Here is a 14,897-nt window from a genome sequence, read left to right as displayed (position 1 = left end):
GATGATAGAGACGTACCAAGGTATAAAGATGATGTCACGCTTTATGAAGTGGATTGCCCTTATTGTCTTCATGTTTGTAATCGATTTAGCTCGTTTTATGGAGGCGCTAGAAAATAGTCTCTCACACGTGAAAAAATGGATCACGAAGAGTTAGAGAAATAGCAAAAAAAAGACCTCGAAAAGAAGTTCTAATTCACAATAATTGAGAGGTACATTAAGAATCCTATTCCCTTACTTTTATTCTAATATCCCGAACCTTAAAAAACACCTATGAAGTCAATAAGTTATAGGGTGGGAAAAATGTTGTGGCGGAGGGGGTGGGATTCGAACCCACGGTACAGTCTCCTGCACGCCGGTTTTCAAGACCGGTGCCTTAAACCGCTCGGCCACCCCTCCAAAACAAATACGTCTTTTTACAAAGTTCTTGCCAAAGGTCAATCATTTAAATGCATTTCTAAACGTTTTTAATAAAATTGCTTGAATACCACTCGAAATAAATTCTAGAATATCCTTTTTTTGAGAATTATACTAAATCTCGTCTTAATGTGAGCACTTGCAAAAAAGTCGCAAGAAATATGATATCTATAGCGAAATTTCATCTCTCATCGTCGATTGAAATTTTGAAGAGACTTTTTTCAAAAGAGTATTGGATGAAATTTTATACAAACTTCATATTCATCATTATAAATACTTATTGAATATTGCAAATAAACTAGCACTACCTTGAGTGTTTTTATTTTTGTCTAGAAATTAGCGGAAATCTATATTTATTGGAATAAAAAACAAAGTCATAAAGTAATACAATTTAGGTTAGGGAAAAATTTCTGGCAAATCTTTTGCCATAAAAACTTCTGATTCTTTTGGTTTTAAAATTTTATGGCACACTTCTTAGAACACTGCAAAATTTTTATAGTGGAATTTTGCAAGTTCAAAGCATTACAAGAAAAGCTAATAAAAAGGAACGCTTTATAGAATCATATTGGAAAATCTTATTCCCGCACCTTTATTCTAGCACCCCTAACCCTAAAAAACATATGAAAAATCAATAACTTATTTATGATATAAAATGCAATGGTGGGCGATGAGAGACTCGAACTCCCGACATCCTCGGTGTAAACGAGGCGCTCTACCAGCTGAGCTAATCGCCCAATGCAATGATCAGCAATCGAATAAGCACTCTTTAAGGAAAAAAAAATGTAAACGCAAGAATAAAGATGATGTTTGACGATTTTTTAAAAAAAATGCACAACTCTGCTTGACATCAACGAATGAACCCCTTACACGACCGCTTATACCAATCGTGAATTGGTTTGAGATGTGCGAGTGTAGCTCAGTTGGTTAGAGTGCTGGCCTGTCACGCCGGAGGTCGCGGGTTCGAGCCCCGTCACTCGCGCCATTTCTAAGTTTCTTTATTAATTCCTGTTTTATTAAGTAAAACGCTTTCGTATGCAGAATATATAGCCATAAAGTGTTGGCTTTAGGATACTCTTTAAAATAGAGATTTTTCTTCTTTTTATGTGCTTTATAAGAATAAGGCTTGCGTCTTTTTTTGCTCTGCGTTACCTATGCTGATAAGAAAAGTACCGCCCAACATGTCATGAAAACTATCTGAGCGGGATTAACAGAGCAGTTAATAATTTCTATTTGATTTAATAATGTGGAGTGATTACGTTAATTCATATCATTTCGTTTAAGGTGGAAGAAGATTATGACTCATTTATTGAGCTCTTATTTACCGGTTTTGATCTTTATCATTGTTTCAGCGGTTATTGCGGGGGTTCTTTTAATTATACCTTATATTGTGGCTTATCGTTCTCCCGATCCAGAAAAATTATCGGCTTATGAATGCGGGTTTAATTCATTTGATGATGCGCGCATGAAGTTTGATATTCGTTTTTATTTAGTATCAATTTTATTTATTATTTTTGATCTTGAAGTTGCTTTTCTTTTTCCTTGGGCAGTTTCGTTTAGTTCGATAGGGATGTTCGGCTTTTGGTCAATGATTGTGTTTTTAGCACTTTTAACTATCGGATTTATATATGAATGGAAAAAAGGAGCTCTTGAATGGGATTAATATCTAACAATTCAATGATGATTGCTCCAAAGCCAAAAGGGGTTATTGATCCCAATACGGGCAAGTTGATAGGTGCTGATGACGAATTCTTTCGTGATGTAAATGCTGAATTATCAGATAAAGGGTTTTTAGTTACCTCGGCAGATGCCTTGATCACTTGGGCGCGTACCGGTTCTCTCATGTGGATGAGCTTTGGTTTGGCTTGTTGTGCTGTTGAAATGATGCAGTGTTCCATGCCTCATTACGATAATGAGCGTTTTGGATATGCCCCACGTGCTTCACCCCGCCAATCAGATGTGATGGTTGTCGCGGGCACTCTCACAAATAAGATGGCACCGGCTTTAAGAAAAGTCTACGATCAAATGCCAGAGCCGCGTTATGTGATCTCTATGGGATCGTGTGCAAATGGTGGGGGATATTATCATTATTCTTATTCAGTTGTACGTGGCTGTGATCGTATTGTGCCTGTGGATATTTATGTTCCAGGGTGTCCTCCTACGGCGGAGGCGTTGCTGTACGGTATATTATTGTTACAGAAAAAAATTCGTCGTACTGGTTCTATAGAGCGATAGAGGCTTCATTGTGATGATGAATGAAACATTGGTTGAACTTGCTATCTATTTGAAAAACAGATTAGGCGATAAGCTTGAAGAAACCGTCTTGGCATTTGGTGAATTGACTATTGTATCGCGTCTTGATGCAATTACAGACGTTTTAATGTTTGTTCGTGATGATTCGCGCTGTCAGTTTATTAATATTACAGATATTAGCGGTGTTGATTATCCATTTCGTGATAAACGTTTTGATGTTTCTTACCAGCTCTTGTCTCCTCGCGAGAATTTGCGCTTGCGTGTTAAAGTGCGTACTGATGAAAATACTCCCGTTGCCTCTGCATGTTCTATTTACCCTGGGGCAGAGTGGTATGAGCGTGAAACATATGATATGTATGGAATTTTATTTTCAGGGCATCCTGATTTAAGGCGGATTTTAACGGATTATGGTTTCGAGGGGCATCCTTTGCGCAAAGACTTTCCTGTAACTGGATTTGTTGAATGTCGTTATGATAATGAGGTAAAGAGAGTGATTTATGAGCCGGTTGTTTTACGCCAAGAGATGCGCAGTTTCGACTTTCTTTCTCCTTGGGAAGGAGGGCAACATGTTTTACCATGTGATGAAAAAGGGAATGTCAATAAATGATATTGAAGCAGGTAAGGCTTAAGATGAGAGTATCAATTCTTAGAATAACCGAGTTCTTAGTATAATGAGCGTTTTTATTAATATTTGATATGAAGTTTTTTAGAAAAGCAAGGGGTTGATTGTGGCTGAGGTCAATGTTCGGAACTTTAATATCAATTTTGGACCGCAGCATCCTGCAGCGCATGGGGTTTTGCGCATGGTTCTGGAATTGGACGGTGAAGTTGTTGAGCGTGTGGATCCGCATATTGGATTGTTGCATCGCGGTACCGAAAAATTAATGGAAACAAAAACCTATCTTCAAGCGGGCCCTTATTTGGATCGTTTAGATTATGTTGCTCCTATGAATCAAGAGCATGCTTTTGTACTTGCTATTGAGAAATTGTTGGGCGTCGAAGTTCCAAAAAGAGGGCAGTTAATACGTGTTTTGTTTTCTGAAATTGGGCGTATTCTTAATCATTTACTGAATGTAACAACGCAGGCAATGGATGTTGGTGCTCTGACACCACCACTTTGGGGATTTGAACAACGTGAAAGATTGATGATTTTTTATGAGCGTGCGTGTGGCGCACGTCTTCATGCCAATTATTTTCGCCCTGGTGGTGTACACCAAGATTTACCAGAGTCTTTAATTGAAGATATTGGTAATTTTATTGATCCGTTTCTTGTTGCTCTTGGTAAGCTTGATGCACTTATAACGCCAAATCGGATTTTTAAGCAGCGTAATGTAGATATTGGAGTTGTGAGTATTGATGAGGCTTGGGCGCGTGGTTTTTCTGGGGTTATGATTCGTGGAGCCGGTGTAGCATGGGATTTGCGGAAGAGCCAACCTTATGAGTGTTATGATGAAATGGAATTTGATATTCCTGTAGGTAAGAATAGTGATTGTTATGATCGTTATTTGATTCGTATGGAAGAGATGCGTCAATCAGCAAAAATTATGCGCCAATGCGTAGATCGCTTGCTTAGTACTGAAAAAAATGGACCAGTTTCGAGTTTAGATCGTAAAATTGTGCCCCCCAAGCGGAGCGAAATGAAAAGTTCGATGGAGGCGCTTATTCATCATTTTAAACTTTATACTGAAGGTTTTCACACCCCTCCTGGTGAGGTATATGCTGCTGTGGAAGCTCCAAAGGGTGAGTTTGGAGTTTATCTTGTTTCTGATGGTACGAATAAACCTTATCGTGTCAAGTTGCGTGCTCCTGGTTTTGCTCATCTTCAAGCTATGGATTTTTTAACCAGAGGGCATATGTTGGCGGATGCTACCGCTATTTTAGGTTCGATTGATATTGTTTTTGGGGAGGTTGATCGCTAATGTCCGTACGCCGTCTTGCAGATGATATCTATCAGCCTAGAGAGTTTTCTTTTACAAAAGAAAATCAGATATGGGTGAAAAATACTATAGAAAAATATCCTGTCGGGCGTGAGCAGTCTGCTGTTATTCCATTGCTCATGCGCGCTCAAGAGCAAGATGGCTGGGTGACACGTGCTGCGATTGAGCATATTGCTCAGATTCTTTCCATGGCTTACATTCGTGTTCTAGAAGTTGCAACTTTTTATACTCAGTTTCAACTCAAACCCGTTGGGACAAAAGCACATATTCAAGTTTGTGGAACAACGCCCTGTATGTTACGTGGATCTGATGAATTGATTAAAGTTTGTCAGAAGAAAATTCATCATGATCCTTTTGTCACCAATCCGGATGGAACATTATCATGGGAAGAGGTAGAGTGTCTTGGTGCTTGTGTTAATGCTCCCATGGTTATGATTTTTAAAGATACTTATGAAGATCTTACAGCTGAACGTCTTGAAGAAATTATTGATGCATTTGAAGCGGGAAAAGGTTCTGAGATAGCGGTTGGTCCACAAAATAGCCGTCAATCATCGGAGCCGATTAGTGGTTTAACTTCCCTTATTGATGAAGAAAAGAAGTCGCTGAAATCTTCAAAGAAAAAGGATAAAGAAGGAATGGAAGCATAATAAATATTTTTTCTGATAAAAGATATTTTATTGTTTTATTCATTGCAGAGACATTTGATGAAAAATAAAAATTTTTGAAAAAATATTTAAGAATTGCGTTTGAGGAAAAGCTAAAAATGCTACGGGTAATAGAAAAAAAGGTGGGGTATGCTAGCTGATAAGGATCGCATTTTCACCAATATTTATGGTTTAAAAGATAAATCACTAAAAGCTGCAATGTCGCGCGGGCATTGGGATGGGACCAAGGCGATTATTGAAAAAGGCCGTGACTGGATCATTGATGAGGTGAAGGCATCAGGTTTGCGTGGGCGTGGTGGTGCGGGTTTCCCTACTGGAATGAAATGGTCATTTATGCCCAAACAAAGTGATGGTCGTCCTCATTATTTGGTTGTAAACGCGGATGAGTCAGAGCCTGGAACATGTAAAGACCGTGATATTTTACGCCATGATCCCCATACTCTCATTGAAGGATGTGCAATTGCTACTTTTGCCATGGGAGCAAATGTTGCTTTTATTTATATTCGCGGTGAATATATTCGTGAGCGTGAAGCGCTGCAAGCTGCTGTTGATGAATGTTATAGTGCAGGTTTACTTGGCAAAAAAACGAAATATGGACATGCATGCGATATTATTATTCATCATGGTGCGGGAGCTTATATTTGTGGTGAAGAAACGGCTCTTCTTGAGAGCCTTGAAGGAAAAAAGGGTCAACCGCGACTTAAGCCACCATTTCCTGCGAATATGGGAATTTATGGATGTCCAACGACCGTCAACAATGTGGAATCTATCGCCGTTGTTCCAACGATTTTGCGTCGGGGGGCTTCTTGGTTTTCCTCGATTGGACGTGCAAATAACGTTGGAACGAAATTGTTTATGGTTTCAGGGCATGTCAATGCGCCTTGTACATTTGAAGAAGCTCTTGGTGTTTCTTTTCGTGAGTTAATTGAAAAACATACAGGCGGTATTCGTGGTGGGTGGAATAATCTTTTAGCAGTTATTCCAGGAGGTGCTTCTTGTCCAGTTGTTCGTGGAGAGGATATGGTTGATGCGATCATGGATTTTGATGGAATGCGTGATGTAGGATCTTCTTTTGGCACTGGGGGTGTCATTGTTATGGATAAATCAACTGATATTATTAAAGCAATTTGGCGTATAGCTGCTTTCTTCAAGCATGAAAGCTGTGGTCAGTGTACACCGTGTCGTGAAGGTACGGGGTGGATGATGCGTCTTTTAGGGCGTATGGTTGAAGGAAGAGCGCAAAAGCGCGAGATTGACCTTTTGTTTGAGGTATCTAAACAAGTAGAAGGACATACTATTTGCGCTCTTGGTGATGCAGCTGCATGGCCTATACAGGGTTTGATACGTAATTTTCGTCCAGAAATTGAGCGTAGAATTGATGATTATACGCGAAATGTCGTGCAAAGAAAAAATCCTGCTTTAGAAGCGGTTGGATAGAGGTTTTTGTTTTATAAAGCAATGAATACAAATTTAAGTGGATTATCCGCAGGCTGGATGAGTGATGATAAATATCAAAGTTGATGGTAAAGAGATTGAAGTCCCTGATTACTACACGTTGCTTCAAGCTGCTGAAGCTGCTGGTGCTGAAGTGCCACGTTTTTGTTTTCATGAAACTTTGTCAATTGCTGGAAATTGTCGCATGTGCTTGATTGAGGTTAAGGGGGGACCTCCAAAACCTCAAGCATCTTGTGCTATGGGTGTTCGTGATTTACGATCAGGGCCTAATGGTGAGGCGCCAGAAATTTTTACCAATACAGAGATGGTAAAAAAAGCACGTGAAGGTGTGATGGAGTTTCTTCTCATCAACCATCCTTTGGATTGTCCTGTCTGTGATCAGGGCGGGGAATGTGATCTTCAAGATCAAGCAATGCTCTATGGACGTGATTGCTCTCGATATACAGAAAATAAGCGTGCTGTAGAAGATAAATATATTGGACCACTTGTAAAAACTGTTATGACACGCTGCATTCATTGCACACGTTGTGTTCGTTTTACGACAGAAGTAGCAGGTATTTCTGAACTTGGATTGATCGGTCGTGGTGAAGATGCTGAAATTACGACATATCTTGAAAAAGCCATGACGTCTGAGTTGCAAGGCAATGTTATTGATCTTTGTCCCGTTGGAGCTTTAACTTCAAAACCTTATGCATTTCATGCACGTCCTTGGGAATTGAGTAAAACAGAATCGATTGATGTCATGGATGCACTTGGGAGTGCAATCCGCATTGATAGCCGTGGTCGTGAAGTCATGCGGATTATGCCGCGGACAAATGAAGATGTAAATGAGGAGTGGATTTCTGATAAGACGCGTTTTATTTGGGATGGGTTACGTACACAGCGCCTTGATAGGCCATATGTACGCAAAGATGGAAAACTTCAACCTGTAAGTTGGACAGAAGCGTTTGAAAAAATTAAAATGGTGCTTTCTAAAACCTTGCCAGAAAAAATAGGGGCAATTGCAGGAGATCTTGCCTCCATTGAAGAAATGTATGCACTTAAAAAATTACTCATTTCACTAGGGTCTAACATCTTTGATTGTCGTCAAAGAGGAATGGCTTTATCTTCTGAATTAGGACGTTCAAGTTATATTTTTAATCCAACGATTGCAGGTATTGAACAGGCTGACGCATTGCTTATCGTGGGCTCTAATCCGCGCCATGAAGCGGCTGTTTTAAATGCGCGTATTTTAAAGCGTCAACGGATGGGACAGTTTCCCATCGCTTTAATTGGTGAGAAAGTCGACTTACGGTATCCTTATTCTTATCTTGGAGCTGGTACTGATGCATTGAGTGCGCTTATTCGTGGAGAAGATGCGTATTTTAATGTCTTAAAAGAAGCGAAAAGGCCGCTTATCCTGATTGGGGAGGGGGCTGTTTCAGGTAAAGAAGGTTTAGCTATTGTAAAAAATCTTGCCAAATTAGCTGATAGTGTTGGAGCTCTGAGCCAGGAATGGAATGGCTTTGCAGTTCTTCACAATGCAGCATCAACGGTTGGGGGATTGGACATTGGTTTTACTTCTGAGCTTGGGGTTGCAAATATTCTTAAAACCTGTGAAGTTTTATTTTTACTTGGTGCTGATGAAGTAGAACTAGCCAATGTAAAAGCGTTTACAATTTATATTGGTAGCCACGGTGATAATGGTGCACATGCTGCTGATGTTATTTTGCCAGCATCAGCTTATACTGAAAAATCAGGACTTTATGTGAATACAGAAGGACGTGTGCAAATGACGAATCGGGCTGGTTTTGCTCCAGGTGAGGCGAAAGAAGATTGGGCAATTTTACGTGCTTTATCGGATATTTTAGGGAAAAAGCTTCCATTTGATTCCCTTTCTCAGTTAAGACAGAAACTCTTTAATGATTATCCGCATCTTTGTGCCATTGATGATATCATACCTTCTGATATAGATAATCTTAAAGCGCTTGGTTCACATATGATTGCTCTGGAACGGCAAGCATTTACTTCTATGGTTAGGGACTTTTATTTGACAAATCCGATAGCGCGTGCTTCTGCAGTTATGGCTGAATGTTCATCTCTTGCGAAAAATCGTGCCACGCAAGCTGTAGAGTAGGGGCAGAGGGAAAAGAATAATGATGTATGATTTCTTTATGACTTGGCTATTACCATTACTCATTATCGTTGGCAAAACACTTCTCCTTTTGGTTGTTCTCTTGGTTTTAGTTGCTTATCTTCTTTACGCGGATAGAAAAATTTGGGCGGCGGTGCAATTACGGCGTGGTCCAAATGTTGTTGGTCCGTGGGGATTGTTGCAGTCTTTTGCAGATTTAATTAAATTTGTTGTTAAGGAGCCTATTATCCCTGCTGGTGCGAATAAGGGTGTTTTTCTTTTGGCACCGTTTGTTTCGGCAACACTTGCTTTGTCAACGTGGGCCGTTATCCCCGTTAATGAGGGTTGGGAGATTGCACATATTAATGTTGGTTTGCTTTATATCTTAGCTATTTCATCTCTTGAAGTGTATGGCGTTATTATGGGAGGATGGGCATCCAATTCCAAATACCCTTTCTTAGGAGCTCTTCGTTCAGCAGCACAGATGGTTTCTTATGAGGTTTCCATTGGTTTTGTACTTGTAACAGTCATTTTAATAAGTGGTTCACTGGATCTCACAACCATTGTTTATCAACAAACTCATGGGTTTGGAACGGCTCTTGGTCTTCCTTTTAACAGTTTTCTTGATTGGAATTGGCTTGTTCTTTTTCCGATGTTTATTATCTTTTTCATTTCCGCACTTGCCGAGACAAATCGCCCTCCCTTTGATTTAGTAGAAGCAGAATCTGAGCTTGTTGCTGGCCACATGGTTGAATATTCTTCAACGCCTTACATGCTCTTTTTTCTTGGAGAATATGTTGCTATTGTTTTAATGTGTGCATTAACAACTATTTTATTTTTAGGTGGTTGGTTGCCTCCTTTAAATGTTTGGTGGCTTAATTGGGTTCCTGGTGTTATTTGGTTTGTTTTAAAAGTTTGCTTTGTATTTTTTTGGTTTGCTATGGTCAAGGCGTTTGTGCCACGTTATCGCTATGACCAACTCATGCGGCTTGGTTGGAAGGTTTTTCTTCCTCTCTCACTAGCAATGGTTGTCATAACTGCTGCGTTTTTAAAGTATACTGGTTTTGCTTAAGAGGAGTTTTTACGATGTCAGGTCTTTTTCAGGCAGCAAAGTCACTCCTTTTATTAGAATTTGTGAGTGCTTTTTTCTTAGCCATGCGTCAGTTTTTTGCACCAAAGCCTACGATTAATTATCCTTATGAAAAGGGTTTTGTTTCTGAGCGTTTTCGAGGAGAACATGCGCTACGTCGTTATCCAAATGGTGAAGAACGTTGTATTGCTTGTAAATTGTGTGAAGCAATTTGTCCCGCACAAGCGATTACCATTGAAGCAGGGCCGAGGCGTAATGACGGTACGCGTAGAACCGTTCGTTATGATATAGATATGGTGAAGTGTATTTACTGTGGTTTTTGTCAAGAAGCTTGTCCAGTTGAAGCTATTGTAGAAGGACCAAATTTTGAATTCGCCACAGAAACGCGAGAAGAACTTTACTATGATAAAGAAAAGCTTTTAATGAATGGAGATCGCTGGGAGCGAGAAATTGCTCGCAATATATTGATAGATGCGCCTTATCGTTAAGTGCATCATTTGAGGTGTCGGATAATTTTTCCGATAAATTGTAATCTGGTATAAAATTTTGTACCAATTTTGTAGTTAATAAGGAGAAGCCTATGCTAACAGATCTAGCAGCGGCATTTTTCTATTTATTTGCTTTTATTATGCTTGCAAGTGCGGTTATTGTTGTAACTGCACGAAATCCTGTGCATTCTGTTTTATTTTTAATATTGGCATTTTTTAATGCTGCAGCTTTGTTTTTGCTTGCAGGGGCAGAATTTTTGGGACTGATTCTCCTCGTTGTTTATGTTGGTGCTGTAGCTGTTTTATTCTTATTTGTCGTTATGATGCTTGATGTTGATTTCGCTGAGTTAAAAAGTGGTGCGCTTCGGTATGCTCCTATTGGAGCTCTTGTTGGGGGCATTGTTGCTGTAGAATTAATTGTCGTTTTTGTCAGTAGCCATTTTTCTCCAGTTCTTAAAACACACATTACCCAGCCAATGCCAGATTTAGCACAGCGAACAAATACACAGGCATTAGGTGATATCATTTATACAGATTATGTTTTCTATTTTCAAACAGCTGGAATCATTTTATTAATTGCAATGATTGGTGCAATTGTTTTAACACTGCGCCATAAGTCAGGTGTAAAGCGGCAATCTATAGCAGTGCAAGTTTCTCGGACAGTAGAAAGTGCAATTGAAATCAAAAAAGTTGAATCAGGCAAGGGCATTTAAGGGGGGGCTATGCACATCGATATTACACATTATCTCATCGTTTCTGCTTTGATGTTTACAATCGGTATTGCTGGTATTTTTCTCAACAGAAAGAATGTCATTATTATCTTGATGTCCATTGAGCTTATATTGCTTTCAGTTAATCTCAATTTTGTTGCATTTTCAGCATTTCTTCATGATCTTGTGGGGCAGATATTTGCCTTATTTATCTTAACAGTAGCAGCTGCTGAAGCTGCAATTGGTTTGGCAATTCTTGTTGTTTTCTTCCGTAATCGTGGTTCTATTGCAGTTGAAGATGTTAATGTAATGAAAGGCTAACCAGTGATGTATTATACGATTGTCTTTCTTCCACTTTTGGGCTTTTTAATTGCTTCACTAGGTGGAAAAACTATAGGAGATCGCCCGAGTGAATTGATAACATGCAGCTTTATGGTAATTGTTGCTGCACTGTCATGGGTTGCTTTTTTAAAGATTGCACTTGGTCATAGTCCAGTGGTTGATGTCTTGGTATTGCATTGGCTTGATGTTGGTGGTTTAAATTTTGATTGGGCTCTCCATATTGATACATTAACAGCTGTTATGCTTATTGTTGTGAACAGTGTTTCGGCATTAGTGCATATTTATTCGATTGGTTATATGCACCATGATCCTTCAAGATCTCGTTTTTTCTCTTATCTTTCTCTCTTTACATTTATGATGCTGATGTTGGTGACATCCAATAACTTACTGCAGATGTTTTTTGGCTGGGAAGGTGTGGGGCTTGCGTCTTATTTGCTCATTGGTTTTTGGTTTCAGAGGGATTCTGCTAATAAAGCTGCGATGAAAGCTTTTGTGGTTAATCGTGTTGGAGATTTTGGTTTTCTATTAGGAATCTTTAGTATTTTTGTTTTATTTCAATCGGTTGATTTTAATTCTATTTTTGCCAAAGCGGCAGACGATAGCTTCGTACAAAATGTGACGTTTTTAGGTTGGCAGTTTGATGGACAAACGGCCATTACTGTTACTTGTCTCTTGTTATTTATTGGTGCAATGGGAAAATCGGCACAATTTCTTTTACATACATGGCTCCCTGATGCCATGGAGGGGCCAACGCCTGTCTCAGCGCTTATTCATGCAGCGACAATGGTAACGGCTGGTGTCTTTATGGTAGCGCGTATGTCGCCCATTTTTGAACTTTCTTCAATTGCTTTGACTGTGATTGTTATTGTTGGAGCCACGACAGCATTTTTTGCAGCAACGGTGGGGTTAGTGCAGAATGATATTAAACGTGTCATTGCTTATTCTACATGTTCACAACTTGGTTATATGTTTGTCGCTCTTGGTGTTGGAGCTTATGGGGCAGCTGTTTTTCATCTTTTTACGCATGCTTTTTTTAAAGCTCTTTTGTTTCTTGGTGCGGGCTCTGTCATTCACGCTGTCTCCGATGAACAAGATATGCGAAAAATGGGTGGGTTACGCAAGCATATAAAGATAACTTATTGGATGATGATGATAGGCACCATTGCCTTAACAGGGGTTGGAATTCCAGGAACAGTTTTTGGGACGGCTGGTTTTTTTTCCAAGGATGCGATTATAGAGTCTGCTTTTGCATCACATAATATTGCTTCAGGATATGCTTTCTATCTTCTTGTTTTTGCTGCCTTCTTAACAAGTTTTTACTCATGGCGGCTTATCTTTATGACATTTCATGGTAAACCACGCGCTACAGTTGATATTATGCATCATGTTCATGAATCTCCCTCAGTGATGTTGATTCCACTGTTTATTTTATCTCTTGGAGCAATATTTGCCGGTGTTATTTTTCAGCCTTATTTTTTTGGTGACTTATATGATGCTTTTTGGAAGGGAGCATTATTTACCAGCAGTCACAACCACATTCTTCATGATGCGCATCATGTTTTGAATTGGGTAAAATGGTCGCCCTTTATAGCGATGGTTCTTGGATTTACAATCGCTTATTTATTCTATATTTCTTTTCCGTCTCTTCCCAAAAAGTTGGCTGGAATTATGCCAGCGATGTATAACTTTCTGTACCAAAAATGGTATTTTGATCAATTATATGACTTTTTGTTTGTTCGTTCTGCTTTCAGAATAAGTTTCTTTCTTTGGAAGGTGGGGGACGGGAAAATTATTGATGGTCTAGGTCCGAATGGTATTGCAGCACGTGTTGTTGATATTACGAACAGAGTTGTTCGGATGCAAACAGGCTATCTTTATCACTATGCATTTGCGATGCTGATAGGTGTTGCATTGCTGATCACATGGATGATGATCGGGGGCGTGAACTGATGACCGATTGGCCTATTCTTTCTACGGTTACATTTTTGCCGCTTGTAGGTGTATTGCTCATTTTGTTTATCAAAGATGATAGCGAGACAGCACGGCATAATATACGCAATGTAGCATTTTTTACCACTGTGTTTGTTTTTATTATTTCCTTAGTGATTTGGGCAGGTTTTGATTATACAAACACGCATTTTCAAATGGTTGAGAAAGTCAATTGGTTAGGGGGTGGCATTAGCTATCATATGGGGGTTGATGGTATTTCTGTTCTTTTTGTTGTTCTCTCAGCTTTTCTTTTGCCTTTTTGTATTTTGGCAAGCTGGGAGAATGTGAAAGATAGATTAAAAGCTTACATGATTGCTTTTCTTCTCCTTGAAGTTGCAATTATTGGTGTTTTTTGCGCTCTTGATGCAATATTGTTCTATGTGTTTTTTGAAGGCAGTCTCATCCCAATGTTTATTATTATAGGTGTTTGGGGTGGAGCACGTCGTGTCTATGCAAGTATAAAGTTTTTCTTATACACTTTACTTGGTTCAGTTCTGATGCTGGTTGCTCTTATGGCTATGTACTGGCAGGTTGGAACACTCGATATCCCAACTTTACTCAACTATCAATTTCCTGCACATATGCAAATATGGTTATGGTTGGCATTTTTCGCTTCTTTTGCAGTAAAAATGCCTATGTGGCCAGTTCACACATGGCTCCCTGATGCTCATGTGGAAGCACCAACGGCAGGTTCGGTTATTTTGGCTGGTGTTTTGCTCAAATTAGGTGGTTATGGTTTTCTGCGTTTTTCTTTACCAATGTTTCCCATAGCTTCAGCTGATTTTGCACCTTTAGTTTTCACCTTATCGCTTATCGCTATTATTTATACATCGTTGGTTGCACTTGTGCAAAATGACATAAAAAAGTTAATTGCCTATTCCTCAATAGCACATATGGGGTACGTGACGATGGGGATTTTTGCTGCAAATGAACAAGCTATCCAAGGAGCTATTTATCAGATGCTATCCCATGGAATTGTTTCAGCAGCTTTATTTCTTTGTGTTGGAGTTATTTATGATCGCTTGCATACACGTGAAATTTCAGCATTTGGTGGTTTAGTGAATAACATGCCCAAATATGCTGTTGTTTTCTTAATCTTTACTATGGCAAATGTTGGATTACCTGGTAGCTCAGGATTTTTAGGTGAATTCTTAACCTTAATAGGTGTTTTTCGAGTGAATAAATTGGTTGTTATTTTTGCTACAACTGGCGTTATTTTATCGGCTGCCTATGCACTTTATCTTTATCGGCGTGTGGTTTTTGGTTCTTTGGATAAAGAGAATTTAAAAGTCCTTATAGATCTTTCTTCAAGAGAGAAATTGATTCTTTATCCAATGGTTGTTCTTACAATATTTTTTGGTGTCTATCCAACGCCACTTCTTAAAGCAACGGCGTTTTCCGTAGAAGCCCTCATCAATAAACTGCACTAGATAGGGAAGAATGC

At 39.2% G+C, this 14,897-nt stretch carries 13 protein-coding genes and 3 tRNA genes; 14 read left to right on the top strand and 2 right to left on the bottom strand.

Features of this window, described 5'->3' with window-relative positions:
* Nucleotides 1–306: 306 nt before the first annotated feature.
* Nucleotides 307–396: transfer RNA gene (locus PVV64_RS04825), tRNA-Ser, on the bottom strand.
* Between the two features lie 676 nt (nucleotides 397–1,072).
* Nucleotides 1,073–1,148, bottom strand: a tRNA-Val gene (locus PVV64_RS04820).
* A 171-nt stretch (nucleotides 1,149–1,319) separates the two neighbouring features.
* Between PVV64_RS04820 and PVV64_RS04815 the strand changes: the two genes are divergently transcribed.
* The 14 genes from PVV64_RS04815 to PVV64_RS04750 all read left to right on the top strand — a co-directional run bounded on the left by PVV64_RS04815 (nucleotide 1,320) and on the right by PVV64_RS04750 (nucleotide 14,883).
* Nucleotides 1,320–1,396, top strand: a tRNA-Asp gene (locus tag PVV64_RS04815).
* 312 nt (nucleotides 1,397–1,708) lie between these two features.
* Nucleotides 1,709–2,074 carry an NADH-quinone oxidoreductase subunit A gene (locus PVV64_RS04810; RefSeq protein WP_273759997.1) on the top strand — a complete coding sequence of 122 codons (366 nt, stop codon included), beginning with the start codon at nucleotides 1,709–1,711 and terminating at the stop codon, nucleotides 2,072–2,074.
* Entirely contained in the window at nucleotides 2,065–2,646 is a 582-nt protein-coding gene (locus PVV64_RS04805) for an NADH-quinone oxidoreductase subunit B family protein (protein WP_273759996.1), read from the top strand. Before PVV64_RS04810 ends, PVV64_RS04805 begins: the two co-directional genes overlap by 10 nt.
* Before the next feature lie 16 nt (nucleotides 2,647–2,662).
* Nucleotides 2,663–3,271, top strand: coding sequence for an NADH-quinone oxidoreductase subunit C (locus tag PVV64_RS04800; protein WP_273760006.1), 609 nt, complete (start codon nucleotides 2,663–2,665; stop codon nucleotides 3,269–3,271).
* 121 nt (nucleotides 3,272–3,392) lie between these two features.
* Nucleotides 3,393–4,583 carry an NADH-quinone oxidoreductase subunit D gene (locus tag PVV64_RS04795; protein WP_273759995.1) on the top strand — a complete coding sequence of 397 codons (1,191 nt, stop codon included), beginning with the start codon at nucleotides 3,393–3,395 and terminating at the stop codon, nucleotides 4,581–4,583.
* On the top strand, nucleotides 4,583–5,248 hold the full coding sequence (gene nuoE / locus PVV64_RS04790) for an NADH-quinone oxidoreductase subunit NuoE (RefSeq protein WP_273759993.1): 666 nt from the start codon (nucleotides 4,583–4,585) through the stop codon (nucleotides 5,246–5,248). Before PVV64_RS04795 ends, nuoE begins: the two co-directional genes overlap by 1 nt.
* Nucleotides 5,249–5,395: 147 nt before the next feature.
* Nucleotides 5,396–6,703 (top strand): NADH-quinone oxidoreductase subunit NuoF, encoded by a 1,308-nt coding sequence (gene nuoF, locus PVV64_RS04785; protein WP_273759992.1) that lies wholly within the window; start codon nucleotides 5,396–5,398, stop codon nucleotides 6,701–6,703.
* Between the two features lie 64 nt (nucleotides 6,704–6,767).
* Nucleotides 6,768–8,837: an NADH-quinone oxidoreductase subunit NuoG gene (nuoG, locus tag PVV64_RS04780; protein ID WP_273759991.1), complete on the top strand. Its 2,070-nt coding sequence runs from the start codon at nucleotides 6,768–6,770 to the stop codon at nucleotides 8,835–8,837.
* Nucleotides 8,838–8,859: 22 nt separating this feature from the next.
* Nucleotides 8,860–9,906, top strand: a complete 1,047-nt coding sequence (gene nuoH, locus PVV64_RS04775) for an NADH-quinone oxidoreductase subunit NuoH (protein ID WP_273760005.1) — start codon at nucleotides 8,860–8,862, stop codon at nucleotides 9,904–9,906.
* 14 nt (nucleotides 9,907–9,920) lie between these two features.
* Nucleotides 9,921–10,412, top strand: a complete 492-nt coding sequence (gene nuoI, locus PVV64_RS04770) for an NADH-quinone oxidoreductase subunit NuoI (protein ID WP_273721347.1) — start codon at nucleotides 9,921–9,923, stop codon at nucleotides 10,410–10,412.
* A gap of 92 nt (nucleotides 10,413–10,504) precedes the next feature.
* A complete protein-coding gene (locus tag PVV64_RS04765) occupies nucleotides 10,505–11,125 on the top strand; it encodes an NADH-quinone oxidoreductase subunit J (RefSeq protein ID WP_273759990.1) in 621 nt (206 codons plus the stop codon).
* 9 nt (nucleotides 11,126–11,134) lie between these two features.
* Nucleotides 11,135–11,443: an NADH-quinone oxidoreductase subunit NuoK gene (nuoK, locus tag PVV64_RS04760; RefSeq protein ID WP_004860043.1), complete on the top strand. Its 309-nt coding sequence runs from the start codon at nucleotides 11,135–11,137 to the stop codon at nucleotides 11,441–11,443.
* A gap of 6 nt (nucleotides 11,444–11,449) precedes the next feature.
* Nucleotides 11,450–13,414 (top strand): NADH-quinone oxidoreductase subunit L, encoded by a 1,965-nt coding sequence (gene nuoL, locus PVV64_RS04755; protein ID WP_273760004.1) that lies wholly within the window; start codon nucleotides 11,450–11,452, stop codon nucleotides 13,412–13,414.
* Nucleotides 13,414–14,883 (top strand): NADH-quinone oxidoreductase subunit M, encoded by a 1,470-nt coding sequence (locus PVV64_RS04750; protein WP_273760003.1) that lies wholly within the window; start codon nucleotides 13,414–13,416, stop codon nucleotides 14,881–14,883. The genes nuoL and PVV64_RS04750 overlap by 1 nt, the downstream gene beginning before the upstream one ends.
* The last annotated feature ends 14 nt before the right edge of the window (nucleotides 14,884–14,897 follow it).

The organism is Bartonella sp. ML70XJBT.G (assembly GCF_028618575.1).
Lineage (GTDB): Bacteria > Pseudomonadota > Alphaproteobacteria > Rhizobiales > Rhizobiaceae > Bartonella.
The sequence above is the reverse complement of the archived record's forward strand: the minus strand, read 5'-3'. Positions and strand labels throughout refer to the sequence as shown.

Excerpts from the sequence above, each read along its gene's own strand:
- PVV64_RS04810 (WP_273759997.1), top strand. The coding sequence starts at position 1,709 with ATGACTCATTTATTGAGCTCTTATTTACCGGTTTTGATCTTTATCATT.
- PVV64_RS04805 (WP_273759996.1), top strand. The coding sequence starts at position 2,065 with ATGGGATTAATATCTAACAATTCAATGATGATTGCTCCAAAGCCAAAA.
- PVV64_RS04800 (WP_273760006.1), top strand. The coding sequence starts at position 2,663 with ATGAATGAAACATTGGTTGAACTTGCTATCTATTTGAAAAACAGATTA.
- nuoE (WP_273759993.1), top strand. The coding sequence starts at position 4,583 with ATGTCCGTACGCCGTCTTGCAGATGATATCTATCAGCCTAGAGAGTTT.
- nuoF (WP_273759992.1), top strand. The coding sequence starts at position 5,396 with ATGCTAGCTGATAAGGATCGCATTTTCACCAATATTTATGGTTTAAAA.
- nuoG (WP_273759991.1), top strand. The coding sequence starts at position 6,768 with ATGATAAATATCAAAGTTGATGGTAAAGAGATTGAAGTCCCTGATTAC.
- nuoH (WP_273760005.1), top strand. The coding sequence starts at position 8,860 with ATGTATGATTTCTTTATGACTTGGCTATTACCATTACTCATTATCGTT.
- nuoI (WP_273721347.1), top strand. The coding sequence starts at position 9,921 with ATGTCAGGTCTTTTTCAGGCAGCAAAGTCACTCCTTTTATTAGAATTT.
- PVV64_RS04765 (WP_273759990.1), top strand. The coding sequence starts at position 10,505 with ATGCTAACAGATCTAGCAGCGGCATTTTTCTATTTATTTGCTTTTATT.
- nuoK (WP_004860043.1), top strand. The coding sequence starts at position 11,135 with ATGCACATCGATATTACACATTATCTCATCGTTTCTGCTTTGATGTTT.
- nuoL (WP_273760004.1), top strand. The coding sequence starts at position 11,450 with ATGTATTATACGATTGTCTTTCTTCCACTTTTGGGCTTTTTAATTGCT.
- PVV64_RS04750 (WP_273760003.1), top strand. The coding sequence starts at position 13,414 with ATGACCGATTGGCCTATTCTTTCTACGGTTACATTTTTGCCGCTTGTA.